Source organism: Variovorax sp. PDC80, assembly GCF_900115375.1.
GTDB lineage: Bacteria > Pseudomonadota > Gammaproteobacteria > Burkholderiales > Burkholderiaceae_C > Variovorax.
In genome coordinates this window covers 13,516-31,175 of the sequence record NZ_FOWG01000025.1, presented here as the reverse complement: position 1 = coordinate 31,175, position 17,660 = coordinate 13,516, and the positions used below count along the sequence as shown (strand labels likewise).

The 17,660-nt window shown below is 70.5% G+C and carries 17 protein-coding genes; 1 reads left to right on the top strand and 16 read right to left on the bottom strand.

Annotation, left to right across the window (positions count from 1 at the left end; genetic code table 11):
* Positions 1-45: 45 nt before the first annotated feature.
* From BM109_RS39825 to BM109_RS39815, 3 genes are read right to left on the bottom strand one after another with little or no spacing between them, the layout of a single operon-like run.
* Positions 46-1,302, bottom strand: a complete 1,257-nt coding sequence (locus tag BM109_RS39825) for an RNA polymerase sigma factor (RefSeq protein WP_093355832.1) — start codon at positions 1,300-1,302, stop codon at positions 46-48.
* A complete protein-coding gene (locus BM109_RS39820) occupies positions 1,299-1,775 on the bottom strand; it encodes an SRPBCC family protein (RefSeq protein WP_093355829.1) in 477 nt (158 codons plus the stop codon). Before BM109_RS39820 ends, BM109_RS39825 begins: the two co-directional genes overlap by 4 nt.
* On the bottom strand, positions 1,664-2,128 hold the full coding sequence (locus BM109_RS39815) for an ArsR/SmtB family transcription factor (RefSeq protein ID WP_093355882.1): 465 nt from the start codon (positions 2,126-2,128) through the stop codon (positions 1,664-1,666). Before BM109_RS39815 ends, BM109_RS39820 begins: the two co-directional genes overlap by 112 nt.
* A gap of 119 nt (positions 2,129-2,247) precedes the next feature.
* On the opposite strand from BM109_RS39815, the gene BM109_RS39810 reads away from it, so the two are divergent.
* Entirely contained in the window at positions 2,248-2,670 is a 423-nt protein-coding gene (locus BM109_RS39810) for a cupin domain-containing protein (RefSeq protein WP_093355827.1), read from the top strand.
* Between the two features lie 13 nt (positions 2,671-2,683).
* On the opposite strand, the gene BM109_RS39805 is transcribed toward BM109_RS39810, so the two are convergent.
* The 13 genes from BM109_RS39805 to BM109_RS39755 all read right to left on the bottom strand — a co-directional run bounded on the left by BM109_RS39805 (position 2,684) and on the right by BM109_RS39755 (position 17,656).
* On the bottom strand, positions 2,684-5,929 hold the full coding sequence (locus BM109_RS39805) for a bpX6 domain-containing protein (RefSeq protein WP_093355824.1): 3,246 nt from the start codon (positions 5,927-5,929) through the stop codon (positions 2,684-2,686).
* Positions 5,922-7,793, bottom strand: a complete 1,872-nt coding sequence (locus BM109_RS39800; protein WP_093355821.1) for a hypothetical protein — start codon at positions 7,791-7,793, stop codon at positions 5,922-5,924. Before BM109_RS39800 ends, BM109_RS39805 begins: the two co-directional genes overlap by 8 nt.
* Positions 7,790-8,236 carry a bpX5 domain-containing protein gene (locus BM109_RS39795; protein ID WP_093355819.1) on the bottom strand — a complete coding sequence of 149 codons (447 nt, stop codon included), beginning with the start codon at positions 8,234-8,236 and terminating at the stop codon, positions 7,790-7,792. The genes BM109_RS39800 and BM109_RS39795 overlap by 4 nt, the downstream gene beginning before the upstream one ends.
* A complete protein-coding gene (locus BM109_RS39790; protein WP_093355816.1) occupies positions 8,233-9,357 on the bottom strand; it encodes an AAA family ATPase in 1,125 nt (374 codons plus the stop codon). Before BM109_RS39790 ends, BM109_RS39795 begins: the two co-directional genes overlap by 4 nt.
* 223 nt (positions 9,358-9,580) lie before the next feature.
* Positions 9,581-10,938, bottom strand: a protein-coding gene (locus tag BM109_RS39785; protein ID WP_256223111.1) for an IS3 family transposase whose coding sequence is annotated in 2 segments (ribosomal slippage) — positions 9,581-10,470 and positions 10,470-10,938 — 1,359 coding nt in all. Because the reading frame shifts where the segments join, the coding sequence is not laid out codon by codon here.
* Between the two features lie 142 nt (positions 10,939-11,080).
* The gene (locus BM109_RS41055) at positions 11,081-11,284 is read right to left on the bottom strand and encodes a hypothetical protein (protein WP_143129343.1); all 204 of its coding nucleotides are present in this window, start codon (positions 11,282-11,284) and stop codon (positions 11,081-11,083) included.
* Complete coding sequence (locus BM109_RS41050; protein WP_143129342.1) at positions 11,281-12,045, bottom strand: hypothetical protein; 765 nt, start codon at positions 12,043-12,045, stop codon at positions 11,281-11,283. The genes BM109_RS41055 and BM109_RS41050 overlap by 4 nt, the downstream gene beginning before the upstream one ends.
* 281 nt (positions 12,046-12,326) lie before the next feature.
* On the bottom strand, positions 12,327-13,115 hold the full coding sequence (locus BM109_RS39780) for an enoyl-CoA hydratase-related protein (RefSeq protein WP_093355813.1): 789 nt from the start codon (positions 13,113-13,115) through the stop codon (positions 12,327-12,329).
* 1 nt (position 13,116) lies between these two features.
* On the bottom strand, positions 13,117-13,947 hold the full coding sequence (locus BM109_RS39775; RefSeq protein WP_093355812.1) for an SDR family NAD(P)-dependent oxidoreductase: 831 nt from the start codon (positions 13,945-13,947) through the stop codon (positions 13,117-13,119).
* Positions 13,948-13,976: 29 nt separating this feature from the next.
* Positions 13,977-14,396: a MaoC family dehydratase gene (locus BM109_RS39770; RefSeq protein WP_093355808.1), complete on the bottom strand. Its 420-nt coding sequence runs from the start codon at positions 14,394-14,396 to the stop codon at positions 13,977-13,979.
* 14 nt (positions 14,397-14,410) lie between these two features.
* Positions 14,411-14,851, bottom strand: a complete 441-nt coding sequence (locus BM109_RS39765) for a MaoC family dehydratase N-terminal domain-containing protein (protein ID WP_093355806.1) — start codon at positions 14,849-14,851, stop codon at positions 14,411-14,413.
* Between the two features lie 14 nt (positions 14,852-14,865).
* A complete protein-coding gene (locus tag BM109_RS39760) occupies positions 14,866-16,050 on the bottom strand; it encodes a lipid-transfer protein (RefSeq protein ID WP_093355803.1) in 1,185 nt (394 codons plus the stop codon).
* A gap of 43 nt (positions 16,051-16,093) precedes the next feature.
* Positions 16,094-17,656 carry a long-chain-fatty-acid--CoA ligase gene (locus BM109_RS39755; RefSeq protein ID WP_093355801.1) on the bottom strand — a complete coding sequence of 521 codons (1,563 nt, stop codon included), beginning with the start codon at positions 17,654-17,656 and terminating at the stop codon, positions 16,094-16,096.
* Between the last annotated feature and the right edge of the window lie 4 nt (positions 17,657-17,660).

Here is a 17,660-nt window from a genome sequence, read left to right as displayed (position 1 = left end):
AGGCGCCGGATCGACATGCGGGCGCGACGAACTGCAACTATTTTTCTATCCGGGCAAGGACGCCAGTTGCCGCGCGAGGAACTGCCGCTCGGGCTGCTGCCGGGCCAGCGCGAGCGCGCGCTCGTAGGCGCCGCGCGCCTCGCCGAGCCGGCCGAGGCGGCGGCACAGCTCGGCCCGCGCGCCATGCGCGAGGTGGTAGTCGGCCAGCTCGCCGCGCGCGAACAGCGCATCGACCAGCGCCAGGCCCGCGGCCGGGCCGTCGCGCATCGCGATCGCGGCCGCGCGGTTGAGTTCGGCCACGGGCGAGGGATCGAGCCGCAGCAGCACGTCGTAGAGGCCGACGATCTGCGGCCAGTCGGTGGCCTCGGCACGCTCGGCCTCGGCATGGACCGCGGCGATCGCGGCCTGCAGCGCATAGGGGCCGAAGCGGCGCGAGCGCAGCGCGCGCTCGACCAGCGCGGCGCCCTCCTCGATCTGCGCGCGATGCCAGAGGCCGCGGTCCTGCTGGTCGAGCAGCACGATCTCGCCCTGCGCCGAGGTGCGCGCGGCACGGCGCGCATCGTGCAGCAGCATCAGCGCCAGCAGACCCAGCGCCTCGGGCGCGGCCTCGGCGCCGGGCAGCAGCTCGACCAGCAGCCGGCCCAGCCGGATCGCCTCGGCCGAGAGGTCGGCGCGCGTCAGGCTCTGGCCCGAGGAGGCGGCATAGCCTTCGTTGAAGACCAGGTAGACCACGCGCAGCACGGCGTCGAGCCGTTCGGACAGCTCGGTGCGCGTGGGCACCTGGTAGGGAATGCGTGCGTCGCGGATGCGGGCTTTGGCGCGCACGATGCGCTGCGCGATGGTCGGCGCGGGCACCATGAAGGCACGCGCGATCTCCTCGGTCGCGAGTCCGCAGACCTCGCGCAGCGTGAGCGCCACCTGGGCATCGGGCGAAAGGGCCGGATGGCAGCAGGTGAAGACCAGGCGCAGGCGGTCGTCCTCGAGTTCGTCGGAGTCGGCGACCCAGCCCGGCGCGGGGTCGGCCAGCGCCTCGGCGCGCTCGGCCGACTCGTCCCAGGGCGAGAAGCGCGCCTGGCGCCGGATGGCGTCGATCGCCTTGAAGCGCCCCGCCGACACCAGCCACGCGCGCGGGTTCGCGGGCACGCCCTGCGCCGGCCACTGCTCGAGCGCGGCGCGGAAGGCCTCGTGCAACGCCTCCTCGGCGCGGTCGAAATCGCCGAGCAGGCGCACCAGCGTGGCGAAGATGCGGCGCGATTCGCCGCGGTAGACCGCCTCCAGCGAGGCGCGCACCGGGTCCGTCATGCGGCGGGTTCCGGCCTGCCCAGCCAGCGTTCGAGCCGCACCATCGAGCCGGTCCAGCCGTGTTCGTGGCCCTCGCGCGCGGCCTGGTCGAAGAACTGCTCGTGCAGCAATTCGAGCTCGCAGCCGGTGCCAGCCGCGTCGGGCTCGATGCGCACCGTGACGCGCGACTCGCGCTCGGGCGTGCTGCGCCAGGCCCAGCTGAAGACCAGCCGGCGCCGCGGCACGATCTCGAGGTAGGTGCCGCTGACGTCGTGCGTCTCGCCGTCGGCCGCGAGCATCGCCACGCGGAAGCGCCCGCCCACGCGCAGATCGACCTCGGCATGCGGCACCGCGACGATCTCCTCGGGACCGAACCAGTGCCTCAGCGCTTGCGGGTCGGTCCACGCGCGCCAGACCTTGTCGGGCGCGACGGCGTAGTGGCGGCGGAGGGTGAGGGAGGGACGCCCGGTGTCTGGGCTGGCAGGTTGCGCCATTCGGTTTGCTCCTGGTGGTAGAGAAAGCGCGCCAAGGCATCGAGGCGCCCGGTCCAGAACTTCTCGTAGCGCGACAGCCACACGGCGGCCTCCTGCATCGGCCGCGGCGAGAGCTCGCAGCGCACGACCCGGCCTTCCTTCGTGCGCGAGATCAGCCCCGCGTCCTCGAGCACGCGCAGGTGCTTCATGAAGCCCGTGAGCGACATCGCATGCGGCGCGGCCAGCTCGGTCACGCTGAGGCTGCGCTCGCCCAGGGTCTCGAGCACCGCGCGGCGCGTCGAGTCGGCGAGCGCGGCGAACACGGCATCGAGGGCAACGGGCGCGGGCGGTGCGGTGGCATCTGAGTGAACCATGCGGTTGAGTATCTGGAGCCGGCGCGCCAGCGTCAAGGCGTGGGGATATCGCAGTCGGCCGCGGGAACGCTTTATGCGTGCTGCGGCGCAGCATCCCCACTCGCCGCAAAGGAGCTTCCATGCTGGACCGTACCGCCACCCAGTTCTCCCACGTCAAACCGGGCGACACCGAATTCGTCTCGGGCGGACTGCGCGACTTCTTCCTCTACCGCGACCTCGGCGTGGCCGCCGCCACCAACGGCAAGGTGATCGCGCACCTCGTCAAGGCCAACATGGCACCGGAAGCGGGCACCGGCTGGCATCGCCACGAGGCCGACTTCCAGATCGTGATCATGGTCAAGGGCTGGGCCCGCTTCATGTACGAGGACAAGGAAACCCTGGTCGAGGCCGGCGACGTGGTGCACCAGCGCCCCGGCATCCGGCACTTCCTGTTCGACTACTCGCCCGACATGGAGTACCTGGAGATCGTCTCGCCGGCCGATTTCAAGAGCGTGGATGTGGAGCCGGTGTGCGAGATTCCGGCGCCTACGCCCTGGAAGTAGGAATCGCGGGCACTCAGCGCAGGCCGAAACCCACGCTCGTGCTGCACTCGGTGTCGAGGTGCAGCACGCGGCCCTCGCCATCGAACAGCAGCCAGCCATCGGCGACCGGCCGCATGCGCGGCCCGAACTCGCCGGGCCAGTGCAGCGTGGCGGCGAGCCCGCCGTCGTGCACCCGCAACCACTGCACCCGGCACGCCGCCCCGGACGCCTGCACCGCCGTCACCAGCCACGCCATGTCGACCTGCGCGCGCAGCGTGCGCGCCTCCCGGCCCGAGACCCGCAGCTCGCCCGCGTGGTTCGCCGTGATGTGCCAGTGCAGGCGCAGCTTCGCCTCGCCGTCCACGTCGTCTTCGGCATCGTCCTCGGCAATGAGATGGAAGGCACCGAAACCCGGATGCAGCAGGCGCATCGACGTCACGCCCTCGGGCGTCGCGATCGCCTCGCGGCCCTGCAGGCGCCGCTGCCCCGCGCCGTAGCGCCAGAGCGTCGGCGTGCCCGACGGATCGGCAACCACGAACTGCTCGCGCTCATTCGACACGCGCAGGTCGAGCACCGACCCCGGCAGGTCGGCGACCTGCCACAGCACCTCCTGCAGCGAACGCGCGGTATCGAGCACCTGGATGCGGTTGGCCCGGGTCACGGTCCAGCCGATGCCGTCGAACTCCGTGCCGAAGCCGTCGACGGCGACCATCCCGAGATCGACGACCCGGCGCTGCACGAGGTCGATACGGCTCACGCGCCACAGCCCGTCGCGCCGGGCCAGCGCCAGCGCGACCTGCCCGCTGTACGCGGCGACGAGCCGGTCGGCCGGCACCGGAAAGCGCGCCAGGGTTCGGCCCGCGGCATCGCAGACCAGCACGCCCGCCTCGCCGAGCGCGAGCAGGTAGCGGCCCGGCTCGAGCAGCGTCGCGTCGTGCACCGGATGCGCGCCGGCCGCGGGTGCCTCGAGCGCCAGCACCGAGGGTCGGCTCAGCAGCGGCACGACCCGCAACCCCGGCATCTCCCCGCCGGGCATGTCCGCCTGCAACAGCGGGTCGGCATGCAGCCGCAGCAGGCCCTGCATCTCCTTGGCCCCGAGGCGCCCCTCGCCATGCGCGTGGTCGGCCACCAGCGCGGGAATCACCGCGGCCGCGAGGCCACGCGAGCCGTCGTTGTGCTGCGTGACCGCGAGCAGCTCGGTCGCCAGCGCGGCGCGCTCGCGGTGCAGCCTCGGGTCGTCGCGCAGCGCCCGCAGCCGCGGCGCGCAGGCCGCGAGCGTGTCGGGCAGCAGCACGGCGCGCTGCACCAGCGCGCGTGCCGCCAGCTGCCCTTCGGCCGCTTCCGCGGCCAGCAACCAGGCGATGGCCTGCTCGCGCGCCGCCGGCAGCGGCCAGACCGCGTCGACCGCGCGCAGCCATTCGCCGCGCTGCGCCAGCGCCTCGCCCCACTCCTGGCGCAGCCGGTTCGCGGCATCGGGCCACTTGTCCTGCAGCTGCAGCACGGCCTGCGCGAAGGCGTTGTCGCGCCGCGCCACCGCGACCGCGCGGCGCCAGTCTCCGGCCAGGCACAGCAGCCGCACGATCACCACGGACGGGCGGTCCCAGGCCAGCGCGAGTTCGGCCGCCTGCAGCGCGCGACCGTGCTTCTCGAGGTAGTCGAGCGCCTCCTGGCGCGACTGCAGCAGCTCGGCCAGCACGAACACGGCCTCGTCGATGCGCCCCTCGCGGTCGAGTTTCTCGAAGCTGCGGCGGTAGAGCTGGCGCAGGTGCGCCTCGAAGTCGTGGCCCAGGTAGATGCTCGAGCGCGGCCCCAGCGCGCCGCTGAGCGACAGGCTGTCGCGCCGGCCCGGCGTGCCGAAGGCCTGGCCGCCGTCGAAGGCATCGTTGCCTTCGCCGCCCAGCGGGATGGCATGGCGCAGCGCCTCCATCAGGTCGCCGTCGTCGAACATCTTGAGCATGCGCTGCATGTAGGCCGCCTGCTGGCGGCCGATCAGCTTCGACAGCCGCGACGCGACCGCCATGCGCGCCAGCCAGTCGCGCCAGCGCGAGCGCTGTGGCTGCCCCTCGCCGCGCGGCGGCAGCGTGGCGGGCGCCGGTGCCGCCGCGCCCGCGCGGGTGGCGACGTCGATCTCCCGGCGCGCGCGGGCCCGCTCCTGCCTGCGCCAGAGGGCCCAGGACGCGAGCACGATCAGGACCAGCGCGGCCAGCAGCGCGAGGGCCAGCGTGCCGTCGGGCGCCACCACGCCCTGCGACGCAGCAGAAGCCGGCGGCGTGGCGGCGCGCGTGGGCGAGCGGCTGTCCTCGCCCGCGAGGTAGAGCCCCAGCAGCGCGAGCGCCACCAGCACCCATACCCAGCCCTGGCGCGAAGGCCGGCCGGCAGGTCCCGCCATCGGCACCGTGCGTTCGGCGCGTTGCACGGGCGGTGGCGGCGTGGGCACCAGCGGCACCCGCGGGCGCGGCTGCCTCGACGCACGGCGATGGAAGGCGCGCAGCCCCCACACCGCGAGCGCCACGAGCAGCATCACGCCGAGGAAGGCCGCCGCCGAGCCATCGGCGAACGGCGAGGTGCTCGCGGTCGCGGACGAGGAACCGCCTGGCTGCTGCGCGTTGAACATGAGAAAGCCCAGCAGCACCAGCGCGAAGGCGACCCAGGCGAGCCAGTACCGTGGCGGCTTGCCCTCCGCGTCCCCTTCCGCCGCAGAAGGCGCGCGCCGTGCCTTGGCCTCCTGCGCCAGCTTTTGCAGGAACTCGACCTGCGCCTGGCTCGCGGGCGGGATCGCATCGCCGAGCAGTTCGCGCACCGTGCGGCCCTCGGTGTCGAGCACCACCGGCTCGGGCAGGAGCTCGCGGCAGTCGAAGGTGTCGAGCAGCGCCGGGCCGCCAGCCAGCCACACGGAGGGATCCACCGCCACGGCCTGCGCGAACTGCAGTGATCGCACCTCGCCGCCCTGCACCAGCCAGACGTCGGCCGCGGGCAGCAGGGCCCGCTCCTCCTTCGCGAGTTCCGCGGAGCACAGCGTCGTGCCCTCGCGCCGCAGCGGCCAGCCGGCCGCCGCATCGCCATCGAGCAGCACCGGATGCGCGAAGCGCAGCAGGTCGCCGGCCTCGAAGCGGCTCAGTTGCGCGCCGGGCCGCCAGGCATCGAGGATGCGTTGCGCGCGCGCGGCCTCGTGCAGCCAGTCGGCGGGAAACCACAGCCCCGCGACCGGCTGCCGCCCCTTGAGCAGCGGGCGATGCACCTGCGCCGCGGGCATGCGCGGCGACGATCCGGCGTCAGCCATTCGCGCCTCCCTCGGCATGGAAGAAGCCCAGCAGCACGCGCAGCGACAGGTCGAACAGGATCAGCTGGCGGTGCAAGGTCAGCATGGCGGCCAGGCCGGTGTTGGGGCAGACGGCGATCTTCTCGATGCGCTCGGGCGCGTGGTAGACGGTTTCGGCGCCGGCGCTCGAATGCAGCACCAGCGCGCTGCGGTCGGACGACAGGCCCGTCATCGCGAAGCGGCCCCGGTGCGCATCGAAGATCAGCGCGATCGCCTTGTGCGCACCGATCTCGAACGCATGCCAGGCATGAGGATGCTCGCGGTACGGTCCCCGGTAGTCGGGATTGGGCGCATGGATGCGCCAGCGCTCCCGGCCCTCGCCGCCGTCGTCGGCCGAGAGCCGCACCGCGCAGGCGCCCAGGCCGAGCCGCCAGTGCCTGCCACCGGCCAGAAAGACGCGCGTGTCCTCGGGCGCGGTGCCGATCGGCAGCACGGTCGCCGGGCCGGTATCGACGCTGAGGCGGCACAGCATCAGCTGGCCCGAGCGGCGCGCCACGTAGACCAGCGCATCGTCGGCCCACTGGCTGATGCACAGCACGCTGCGCTCCACCAGCGCGGGACTGGCTTCCTCGGGCTTCGGCCGGCTCGCCGCACGCGCCGTCCAGCTCACCAGCCGGCCGGCACGGTCGAGCAGGCAGACCTTCTGCACGCCACGGTGGCGCAGCCAGGCCATCGGCAGCCACACGCCGAGGCCGGGCGGCGCCGAGAGCCGGTCTTCCTCCTGCGCCTCGACGATCGCGGCGAGGCCTGGCACCTGCCAGAAGTACATCGCCGCCTCGCTGTTGAGCACCCCGCCCAGCCGCTTGCCGCCGAAGGCCAGCGCCAGCGGCGCGGCCTGGTCGCGCCAGTGCTGATGGCCGATCTTGCCGGCCTTCTTCTGGCCCTGCTGCGGCACGAAGTACACGGCGGCGCCGGGCTGGTCGAGCAGCGGCACCGCCACGTGCCGGCCCTGCCAGCCGATCACCGGTGGCCGCTGCAGCGACACGCGGGCGCGGTGGCGCTGGTGCAGGTCCTTCGGCGGGGACGGCGCGAACTCGCCCTTCAGCAGCCGCACCGCGGCCTTGGTCGCGGGCAGCGGCAGCTGCGCATGCCGCACCCCCGCCACGTCGGACAGCGAGACCTCGAGCACATCGCCCTGCACCGCGCGGCGCAGGCGCACGCGGTGGCTGGTCCAGCGTTCGGCGGCGGGCGGATCGACCGCGGCCTCGCCGATCAGCCAGCACTCGCCGGGCGCCCGCTCGAGCTTCTCGAGCGCGAGCCGCCAGGCCGCCGCCTGCGCCGCATCGGCGGGCACGAAGCTGCGGCCCAGCAGCAGTGCCCGCAGCTGCTTCGCGTCCTGGGCGTCGCGCAGCACGCCGGGCTGCTGCAGCGTGCCCCACTGCAGCAGACTGCCGGTCTGCGCCGCGCGCCGCGCCAGCAGGATCCAGAGCGCGAGCTGGCCCAGCCGCGGCGCGCCCCATTGCAGCGGCCCGGCGTCGAAGAGCGCGACGATGCCCTTCTCGGCCTCGCGCGCACGCGGGCGCGGGGCCAGGAACAGGTGCTCGCTCGAGGCGGCGCGGCGCAGGAACTCGTCGGGCAGCTCGTCCGCCAGCAGCCATTCGGTCGCCAGCAGGCGCTCGTAGCGGCCGCGCCGGCGCAGGTCGTCGAGGCCGTCGAACTCGGGCGCCGTGGCCTTCACCTGGCCGCGAAAACGGCCGAGCAGCGGCTGCATGCGCTGCAGCAGCGCACCGAGCTCGCCCGTCAGCTCGGGCGCGAACCAGGCCAGCCATGGATGCCATGGCCGCAGCGCCTCGGGCAACTCGGTGGCGGCCGGCGCGGCGGTCATGCGGACACGCCCTCCCAATGCCCCTCGATGCGCGAAAGCAGGGCCGCCGACAGCGGCAGCAGCCGGTCGAGCGGCAGCACGGCCTCGGGCCGCGGCCACAGCAGCAGCGGCTGGCGCTGCGGATGGCGGCGCTGCAGCGCGCGCGCCACCAGGTCGATCGGGCGGTCGGGCTCCTCGAGCACCGGCAGCCAGAGACCCGGTGCCGCTTCGCTCGGCCCGGCATAGGCGATGCCGTCGACCCAGGGCAGCGCGTCGGCCCGGCCGACCACGACCAGCAGGTCGCGACCCGCGGTCGCCGACAGCCCCTCGCACTGCGCGGGCTCGAGCTTCAGCAGCCGCTGGTGCAACGCGCGCGCCGTCGCGCCCCAGGCCACCGCGGCGCCCGCAGGCAACGGCTCGCCGCGCGGCCGCCAGCGCCAGTCGATCGAGCCGGCCAGGCTCATGCGGCGACGGCGAGGCGCTCGACCAGCCGGCCGCGCCATTCGACCAGCGCCTCGGGCAGGTGCTCGCCGCCGAAGTTCGCGTCGATCTCGCGCAGCACGCTCTCGATGCGCATGCGCTCGGGCGCGGCCTCCTCGGCCAGGCAGCCGCGCGCCGCTTCCGCCAGCCGCGCGGCGCGCGACAGCGGCTGCAAGGTCGCCTCCTCCACCGCGCTCAGCAGGTGCGGATGGGCGGCGTTGGCGAAGACGTCGCGCAGCACGTCGCGCGCGCTCTGCTGCGCCTCGTGGGTCGGCAGCACGTACAGCAGCGGCCAGAGGTCGGCCTCGCTGGTCTGCAGGCGGCCGGCCAGCACCGCGGCGGCGGCCAGCAGCCGCTGCGACTTCACGATGCGCCGGTCCGACAGCGTCACGCCCGCCTGCCGCAGCTGGCGGATGGCATTGGCCAGCGCCGGCTGCACGCCGCCGAGGTCGACCTGCTGCAGATGGCGGCAGAGGACGTCGAGGTCCGCGAGCGCGCCGCCGCCCGCGGCCGGCGCATGGTCGGAGCGCCAGCCGCCGCTGAGCATGGCCTCGAGCTGGTGGTCGGGCAGCGGCTCGATGAAGGCATGCAGCAGGAAGCGGTCGCCGAAGGCCGCGAGGCTCTCGTCGTCGGGCAGCGCATTGGCCGCGCCCACGCACACGCGCAGCGGGCAATGCAGCTGCGTGTGGCCGCGCCGGAAGCGGCGCTCGTTGAGCACGCCCAGCAGCGTGTTGAGGATGGCGGTGGAGCCGAGGAAGACCTCGTCGAGAAAGGCGACGTCGGCCTCCGGCAGCATGCCGCTCACGTCGGTCTCGACGGTGCCGGCGCGCAGCTTGTTGAGGTCGACCGGGCCGAACAGCTCCGAGGGCTCGGTGAAGCGCCCAAGCAGGTATTCGAAGTAGCGGCCGCCCAGCGCCTGCGCCACGCGCCGCACCACCGCGCTCTTGGCCGTGCCGGGCGGGCCGATCACCAGCAGGTGTTCCTGGGCCACGGCCGCGAGCACGATCAACTCGGCCAGCTGGTCGCGCCCGACGAGGCCGTCGGTGGCCGATCGGATCGCATGGCGGACGTGTTCTGCGGCGGCCTGGAGTGATGTGTCGGTCATCTGAAAAAAGCGTTGCACTTCGAAACAGCCGGCTAGTGTGCCGCAGAGCCGTGACCAAGGCAGTCCACACGCCTTCCCCGGCAGCAGCCCAGGCCCACCACCTCGGGCGGATGCTCAACATGAAGGGGCGGACCGGATGGGACCGAGCCCTTCGTTCATGCGCCTGATCCAATGAAAATGCCCCGCTCGTTGAACTGACCCCCACAAGTTGGACAGTTGGAAGCTAGCGGCTCAAGGCCTGAGTTCGGTACTGCACCAGGCTCAGGCCTTTGAGCTTGAGCGTGATGCGGTGGTGGTTGTAGTAATGAATGTAGCGGTGCAAGCCACGCTGGAGTTCCTCGACGCTGGAGAACCGATTGAGGTGGAAGAACTCGGTTTTCAGCGTGGCGAAGAAGCTCTCCATCGCAGCGTTGTCCAGGCAGTTTCCCCTGCGTGACATGCTTTGGGTCAGGCCGTAGGCGGTGAGTTCGCGCCGATAGGCGGGCATCTGATAGTGCCAGCCTTGGTCGGAGTGCAACAGCGGCGCCGCTGCCTGGCCTTCCAGCTTGGACAACGCCTTCTTGAGCATGTTGCCGACCAACGGGAAGACGGGGCGCCTTTGCATCTCGTAGGCGACGATCTCCCCGTTGTACAGGTCCATGACGGGCGACAGGTAGAGCTTGTTGCCCTCGACGTTGAACTCGGTCACGTCAGTGACCCATTTCTCGTTCGCCCGCTCGGCCCGGAACTGGCGATCAAGAAGATTTGGCGCGCAAGCGACCGCACCTCGATAGGCGCGGTACTTCTTGGGGCGAACCAGCGATTTCAGGCCCAGGCCCTGCATCAGACGTTGCACCGTCTTGTGATTGACCGCCTGGCCTGCCTGGCAGAGCGCGGCGGTGATGCGTCGATAGCCGTAGCGGCCCTTGTGACGCTCGTAGATGGCCTGGATGTTTGACTTCAGGCTGGCGTACTTGTCGCCCGCCTCCAGCAGCTTCGCCTGGTAGTAGAACGTGCTGCGCGACAGCTTTGCCGTCTTCAGCAGCATCGGCAACGGGTAATGCGGCCTCAGCTCGATGACGGCTTGCGCTTTGTCTGCGCAGCTTGCCGTCTGGCCCGAACCAAGGCCTCCAATTTTTTTAGGTACGCCACCTCCGCGCGCAGGTATTCGTTCTCCTTGCGTAGCACTTCCAGGTCGTGCGCATCGTCGGCTTGCGGTGGCTGGAGCAGGGGTGGCTTGGACTCGGGGGTCGTCATCTCTCGGGGTTTGGGCTTCAGTGCATCAAGGCCGCCTTGATGGTAGCGCCGCAGCCATGCGCCGATGACCCCCGTTCCGCCGCGGATGTCGAAGAGCACAACCGCCTGGCGAGCTGACAACTCTTCGTGGCGCATTCGCTGCAACACCGCCAGCTTGAACTGCGCGCTGTAGCGGCTGCGCTTCTTGCACAGTCCTTGCGGTCCATGCTGCCGGTAGCTCTCGACCCACTTCCTGACCGTCGCGTGATCCAGATCGTGGCGACGCGCCACCGCCCCGTAGCTTTCTTCGCCGGTCTCGTAGTCCTGCACTACTGACAGCTTGAACTTCTCGTCGTACTTCGCCATGAAAAACACCCCAAGAGTTGGATTGATGTCCAACTTTTGGGGTGCAGTTCATCGTGCGGGGCATTTAGGTCCAAGCGACTCGCAGACTATTTACACAGCCTGGAAGTGAGCGGTTTCATGGCTTCCAAAGCTCAGGCAAGGGCTAATCCATATCCAGGTGGACATTCGCGTGCGAACGGTTCGCGTCGCGCATCCGCTTGTTTGCTTCCTCGCGATCTTCGGCCTTTTCAACGAAGACCGGCGCACGCGGAATCTTTTCCGGCTCTCGAGTCGTCGACCCGCTCGACACGTTGTGCGCATGCGCATATCGCGATACCACGAGTCCAAGCAAATCCTTCAAGCTCATTTCGGCCTCCAATTCGCCATCAAGGCATCCAACCTGACCCGAGACTGTGACCCCGCCTTGAGATCAAAGTTCATGTAGTCACCGTCCCCGACACATCGCCAGTACTCCGGGCCTCCTTTGAGGTCTATCACATCCGAAACATTGGGGCAACCGGCCACGCCGGCCGGATAGTAGGGAAAATCGCGTGCCATGACCCCTGTCGCGGGGAGAAGAGCCATATCGAAGCCGTATTTGGGCCACGCGACATAGCCGCCCCAGCGACGCACGGTACCTGAAGCCTTCGCGGAAGGAGGCATATCGGCCCAGTTTCGCCCTCCTGCTGCGAACAGTCGCAGCTTGGTACCGCCTCCCGGCAAGGTTGCGTTCGCCGCAGCGGCGATCAGCGAAACCATATGCCCAGCGATCCCCTTGTGAGAATCATTGAACATGATGAGCTTGAGATAAATGCTCGCCGCGTTGATGTGGCCATCGAGGTAGATCACGAACTCGTTCGGTTCCTCGAGGTAGGCGTCATTCGATACGGTGATCAAGAGGCCAAGAGGCACTTGCTCGCCATCGGGCAACTCCGCATGAGTCCAAGCCAGCTTTTCGGTCAGCGTGATGGTTGATCCGCTGGGAGCACCGCAAAGCTGGATGATTTGCAGGGCATTCAGCGGAAATCCAAGTAGCCCGCTGATCCAGTTCGTCGCCCCGACAACCTTGCAGGTCGTTGCATCAAAGTGCGCTGCCTGAAACTGCGCCGCGTCGGCACTCATCGCCATTTTTTGATCCTCCCGGCGCCAATGTAACCGAGCGTCACATCTGAAGCCGTGAACTCTCCCGACGTGGTCTTATTGCCGCTCACGCGAAAGCCTCCGTCGCAGATCGTCGCCAGGAAATCCGCGCGGTTCGCGGATTTCAACACGCTCGCTATCGCGCGTGCGCGCATGTTCTCGCGATGTGACACCTCGCCTTGCGGCTGTTCGTCATGTGCGCAGGCTCACGCAGGCGGCCCATCGCGGCCTGCCCGAAGCCTTCAAGGTTCGTTAGGCGACGGCAGACCTCAGGACGCGCCGAAACGCGGCGCACGCTTCTGCAGGAAGGCCGCCACGCCCTCGCGCGCATCGGCGCTGCCCGCGCGCTCGCGCAGCAGGCGGTGCTCGAGCGCCAGGTGCGCCTCGAGCGTGCGGCCCGGCGCATCGGCGCACAGCGCCTTGATCGCGGCGAAGGACCCGGGTGCGCCCGCGGCCAGCCGTCGGGCCAGTGCCTCGCCGGCCGCGGCCAGTTCGGCGTCGGGATGCAGCGCATCGACCGCGCCGGCCGCCAGGCAGCGTCGGCTGTCGATGGGGTCGCTGAGCATCAGCCACTGCTGCGCGCGCAGCACACCGATGCGCCGCGCGAGGAACCACGAGCTGCCCGCGTCGGGTGACAGGCCGATGGCCGCATAGCCGGTGCGCAGCTTCATCGACTCGGCCGCGAGCACGAAGTCGCCGGCCAGCGCGAGCCCCACGCCCGCACCGCCGACCGCGCCGTTGAGCACGGTCACGAGCGGCGCCGGACCATTCACCAGCCGCAGCAGCGCCGGATGCAGGGGATCGAGGATTTCATCGACCAGCGCGGGCAGGTCTTCGCCGGCCGCGACGAACTCCTCGATGTCGCCACCGGCGCAGAACACGCGCCCCTCGCCGGTCAGCAGCACCACGCGCGGCGCGGCCGCCAGCACCTCGTCGATCGCGCGCACCAGCGCACGGCTGCTCGCGGCGCCGATCGCGTTGGCGCGTTCGGGCCGGCGCAGCACGATGCGGCCGATGCCCTCCTCCACCGACCAGGCGATGCCGTGCTCGAGCGGCATCTCAGATGCCCGTGAGGCCGCCGGTGCACATCAGCGTCTGGCCGCTGACGTAGTCCGACTCGGGAATGCACAGCAGGTAGACCGCGCCGGCCGCCTCCTCGGGGGTGCCGCCGCGGCCCAGCGGAATGGTCTGCTCCATCATCGACAGCAGGCCGGGGTTGATGCCGACCTTGATCTCGCGGCCGTCGATGTTGGCGGTAGTGGCATCGGCCGCGCTCGCGGTCAGCCGGGTCTGGATGAAACCGAAGGCCACGCAGTTGACGGTGACATTCATGCGCCCCCATTCCTTGGCCAGCGTCTGCGTCATGCCGACGATGCCGGCCTTGGCGGTCGCGTAGTTGGCCTGGCCCGCGTTGCCGAACAGCCCGGCCACCGAGGAGATGTTGACCACCTTGCGCACGGTGCGCCGGCCGGCCTCGGTCTCGGTCTTCGAGAGCTGGCGGATCACGGGCTGCGCCGCGCGCAGGATGCGGAACGGCGCCGTGAGGTGCACGTCGAGCATGGCGTACCACTGTTCGTCGGTCATCTTCTGCACCACGCTGTCCCAGGTGTAGCCGGCGTTATTGACGATGATGTCGAGGCCCTGGAATTCGCTGACCGCGGTGCCGACGAAGCGCTCGGCGAAATCGGGCGCGGCCACGCTGCCGTTGCAGGCCACGGCCTGGCCGCCGGCGGCGCGGATGGCCTGCACGGTTTCGTCCGCGGGGCCGGCGTCGAGGTCGTTGACCACCACGCGCGCGCCCTCCGAGGCGAGCTTGAGCGCGATCGAGCGGCCGATGCCGCGGCCCGAGCCGGTGATGAGGGCGACCTTGCCTTCGAGTCTGGATGTCATGTCTGGATGTCTTTCTTCGTTGCCGATCCCTAGGCCAGCGCCACCAGCGCCTCGCCCGCGATGCGCACCTGGCCATGCTGGTTGGTGCTGCTGACCTCGACGCGCACGCAGCGCTCGCCGTCGCGCTCGAGCTTCTCGACCACGCGGCCCGTGCAGCGCACCGCATGGCCCAGGTGGGTCAGGCCCTGGAAGCGCACGTCGAAGCGGCGCAGCTGCGACTGCGGCGCCCACTGCGTGAGCAGCCGGCCGAGCCAGGCCATGCCCAGCATCCCCTGCGCGAACACGTCGGGCATGCCGGCGCGGCGCGCGAAGTCGATGTCGATGTGGATCGGGTTGTGGTCGCCCGAGGCGCCCGCGAACAGCGCGAGCGTGGTGCGGTCGACCGGCGGCAGTTGCAGCGGCGGCAGTTCGTCGCCAACCTGCACGGTGTGGTGGTTGGGTGCGGTCATGGGGTTCCTCGGGCTCAATGCCGGCAGACGATCACGGTGCGCAGCTCGGCCACCAGTTCGTCGCGCTGGTTGGTGGCGCGCGAGCTCTTCACCACGAACTCGAGCGCGCCGTTCTTCTTGTCATAGATGTCGGTGATGGTCGAGCGCACCGTGACGGTGTCGCCCGCGCAGGCCGCGCGGTGGTAGCTGAAGCCCTGCTCGCCGTGCAGCAGCTTGGCCAACGGTATGCCCAGGTCGGCCAGCAGCTGGTTGGACGCGCCCGAGTCGAGCTCGGCCGCGAACAGGAAGGTGGGCGGCGCCGGCAGGTCGGCATAGCCGGCATCGCGCGCGGCGGCGGGGTCGGTGTAGACCGGATCGGTCTCGCCGATCGCCTTGGCGAAGAACTGCAGCCGCGTGCGCTCCAGCGGCAGCACCGAGGCGGGCAGCTCGTGGCCGATCCATTTCCTGTCGATCATCGCCGGGCCTTTCTTCAGACGCGCTCGTAGAGCGTGACCACGCAGGCGCCGCCCAGGCCCAGGTTGTGCTGCAGCGCGAGCCTCGCACCCTCGACCTGGCGCTTGTCGGCCGTGCCGCGCAGCTGCTGGACCAGCTCGGTGCATTGCGCGAGCCCGGTGGCGCCCAGCGGGTGGCCCTTGGACAGCAGCCCGCCTGACGGATTGGTCACGACCTTGCCGCCATAGGTGTTGTCGCCATCGACCACGAACTTCTCGGCCCCGCCCACCGGGCACAGGCCCAGCGCCTCGTAGCTGATCAGTTCGTTGTGCGCGAAGCAGTCGTGCAGCTCGACCACGTCGATGTCCTGCGGACCGACGCCTGCCGCCTCGTAGACCTTCTGCGCCGCCTCGCGCGCCATGCTGAAGCCGACCACCTCGCGCATGTCGCGCGCCTCGAAGCTCACCGGCTTGTCGGTGGTCATGGCCTGGGCCTTGATGCGCACGCTGCGGTCCAGGCCGTGGCGCTGCGCGAACTCGGCCGAGCAGACGATGGCGGCGGCCGCGCCGCAAGTGGGTGGGCAGGCCATCAGCCGCGTCATCACGCCGGGCCACATCACGGGCGTGGCCAGCACCTCGTCCTCGGTCACGACGGTGCGGAACAGCGCCACCGGGTTGTTCGATGCATGGCGGCTGGCCTTGGCGCGGATCTTCGCGAAGGTCGACAGCTGCGTGCCGTACTGCTGCATGTGGGCCAGCCCCGCGCCGCCGAAGTAGCGCAGCGCGAGCGGCACCTGCTCGTTGCCCACCAGCTCGTCGGTGATGGCCTCGAAGCGGTCGAAGGGGCTGGGCCGGTCGTTGAACACCGCGCCCAGCGCGCCCGGACTCATGTGCTCGAAGCCGAGCGCGAGCACGCAGTCGGCCGCGCCGCTGGCCACGGCCTGGCGCGCGAGGAACAGCGCCGTCGAGCCGGTCGAGCAGTTGTTGTTGACGTTGACCACCGGGATGCCGGTCATGCCGACCTCGTAGAGCGCGCGCTGGCCGGCCGTGGAGTCGCCGTAGACATAGCCCACGTAGGCCTGCTGCACCTGCTCGTAGCCGATGCCGGCATCGGCCAGCGCCGCGTTGAGGGCCTGCGCCGCCATCTGCGGATAGGGCAGGTTCGCGCCGGGCTTGGTGAAGGGGATCATGCCGACACCGACGACATGCACATCCTGGGTCATGGGAATTCCTCTCTGTGTAATGAATGGAAGCGAAACGAAAAGATCAGGCGATCGCGCGCTGGCGGTCCTTCCAGAACGGCTCGCGCAGCTTGGTCTTGAGCACCTTGCCGGCGCCCGAGAGCGGCAGCGCCTCGACCAGCGCCACGCTGCGCGGGCACTTGTAGCCCGCGATCAGGGTCTTGCAATGCGCGATCAGCTCGTCGGCCGTGACCGGCTGCCCCGGCTTGGCGACCAGCACCGCATGCACGGCCTCGCCCCACTCCTCGCTCGGGATGCCGATGACCGCGCAGGCCGCGACCGCCGGATGCTGGGCGATGGCATTCTCGACCTCGGCCGAGTAGATGTTCTCGCCGCCGCTGATGATCATGTCCTTCATGCGGTCGACCACGAAGATGAAGCCGTCGTCGTCCATGTAGGCGCCGTCGCCGGTGTGCATCCAGCCCTCGCGCACCGCGGCGGCCGTCTGCTCGGGCTTGTTCCAGTAGCCGAGCATCACGTTCGGCCCGCGCACCGCCACCTCGCCCACCGTGCCGCGCGGCACCTCGCCGCCCTCGGCATCGACGATGCGCACTTCCATGCAGAAGCTCGCGCGGCCGGCCGAGCGCAGCTTGCCGGCCTTGCGGCCCTCGACCGTGTGGTACCAGGCGGGGTTGATGGTGGCGACCGGCGACAGCTCGGTCATGCCGTAGGCCTGCACGAAGTCCACGCCCGGCAGCGCCGCCATCGCGCGGTTGAGCACGGCCTCGGAGATCGGCGAGGCGCCGTAGGCGATGCCGCGCAGGCTGCCGAGCTCGCGCGGCCTGTCGCGCATGGCGGGATGGTCGACCAGCATCTGGATCATGGTCGGCACCAGCAGCGTATGGGTCACGCGCTCGCGCTCGATCGCATCGAGCACGGCCTCGGGGTTGAACATCGGGATCACCACGTGCGTGTTGCCCTGGAACCAGTGCGGCCCCGAGATGCCCATGTCGGCCAGGTGGAACATCGGCGCCGCATGCAGGTAGCAGCCCTCGGCCGGCGCCATGCCCTCGGCCTGGGCGGCCAGCGCCGAGGCACAGAGGTTGGCGTGGCTCAGCATCACGCCCTTGGGAAAACCCGTGGTGCCGCCGGTGTAGAAGATGCCGGCGAGATCGTCGCCATGGCGGTAGGCGTCGGGCACCGGCGCCGCGCTGTCGAGCAGCGCCTCGTAGCCGAGCATGCCGGCGGGCACCGCGCCGTCGCCGCAGTAGATCAGCTCGCGCAAGGTGGTGGACTGGCCGCGCAGTTGCTCGGCGGCGGCGCGGAAGGCCTCGTCGACCAGCAGGATCTGCGAGCCCGAGTCCTCGAGCGAATAGAGGATCTCGGCCGGCGACCAGCGGATGTTGCAGGGATTGAGCACGCCGCCGCCCCAGGGCACGGCCATCTGGTATTCGAGGTAGCGGTCGGAATTGAGCGACAGCATCGCGACCCGGTCGCCGTTCTTCATGCCGAGCTTCTGCAACGCGCCGGCGAGCCGGGCCACGCGTTCGCCGAATTCGCGGAAGCTCTTGCTGCGGCTGCCGAAGCGCACCGCGGTCTTGTCCGGTTTCTGCTGCATCGCGCGGTGCAGCGCCTGGGTCAGGTACATGGTG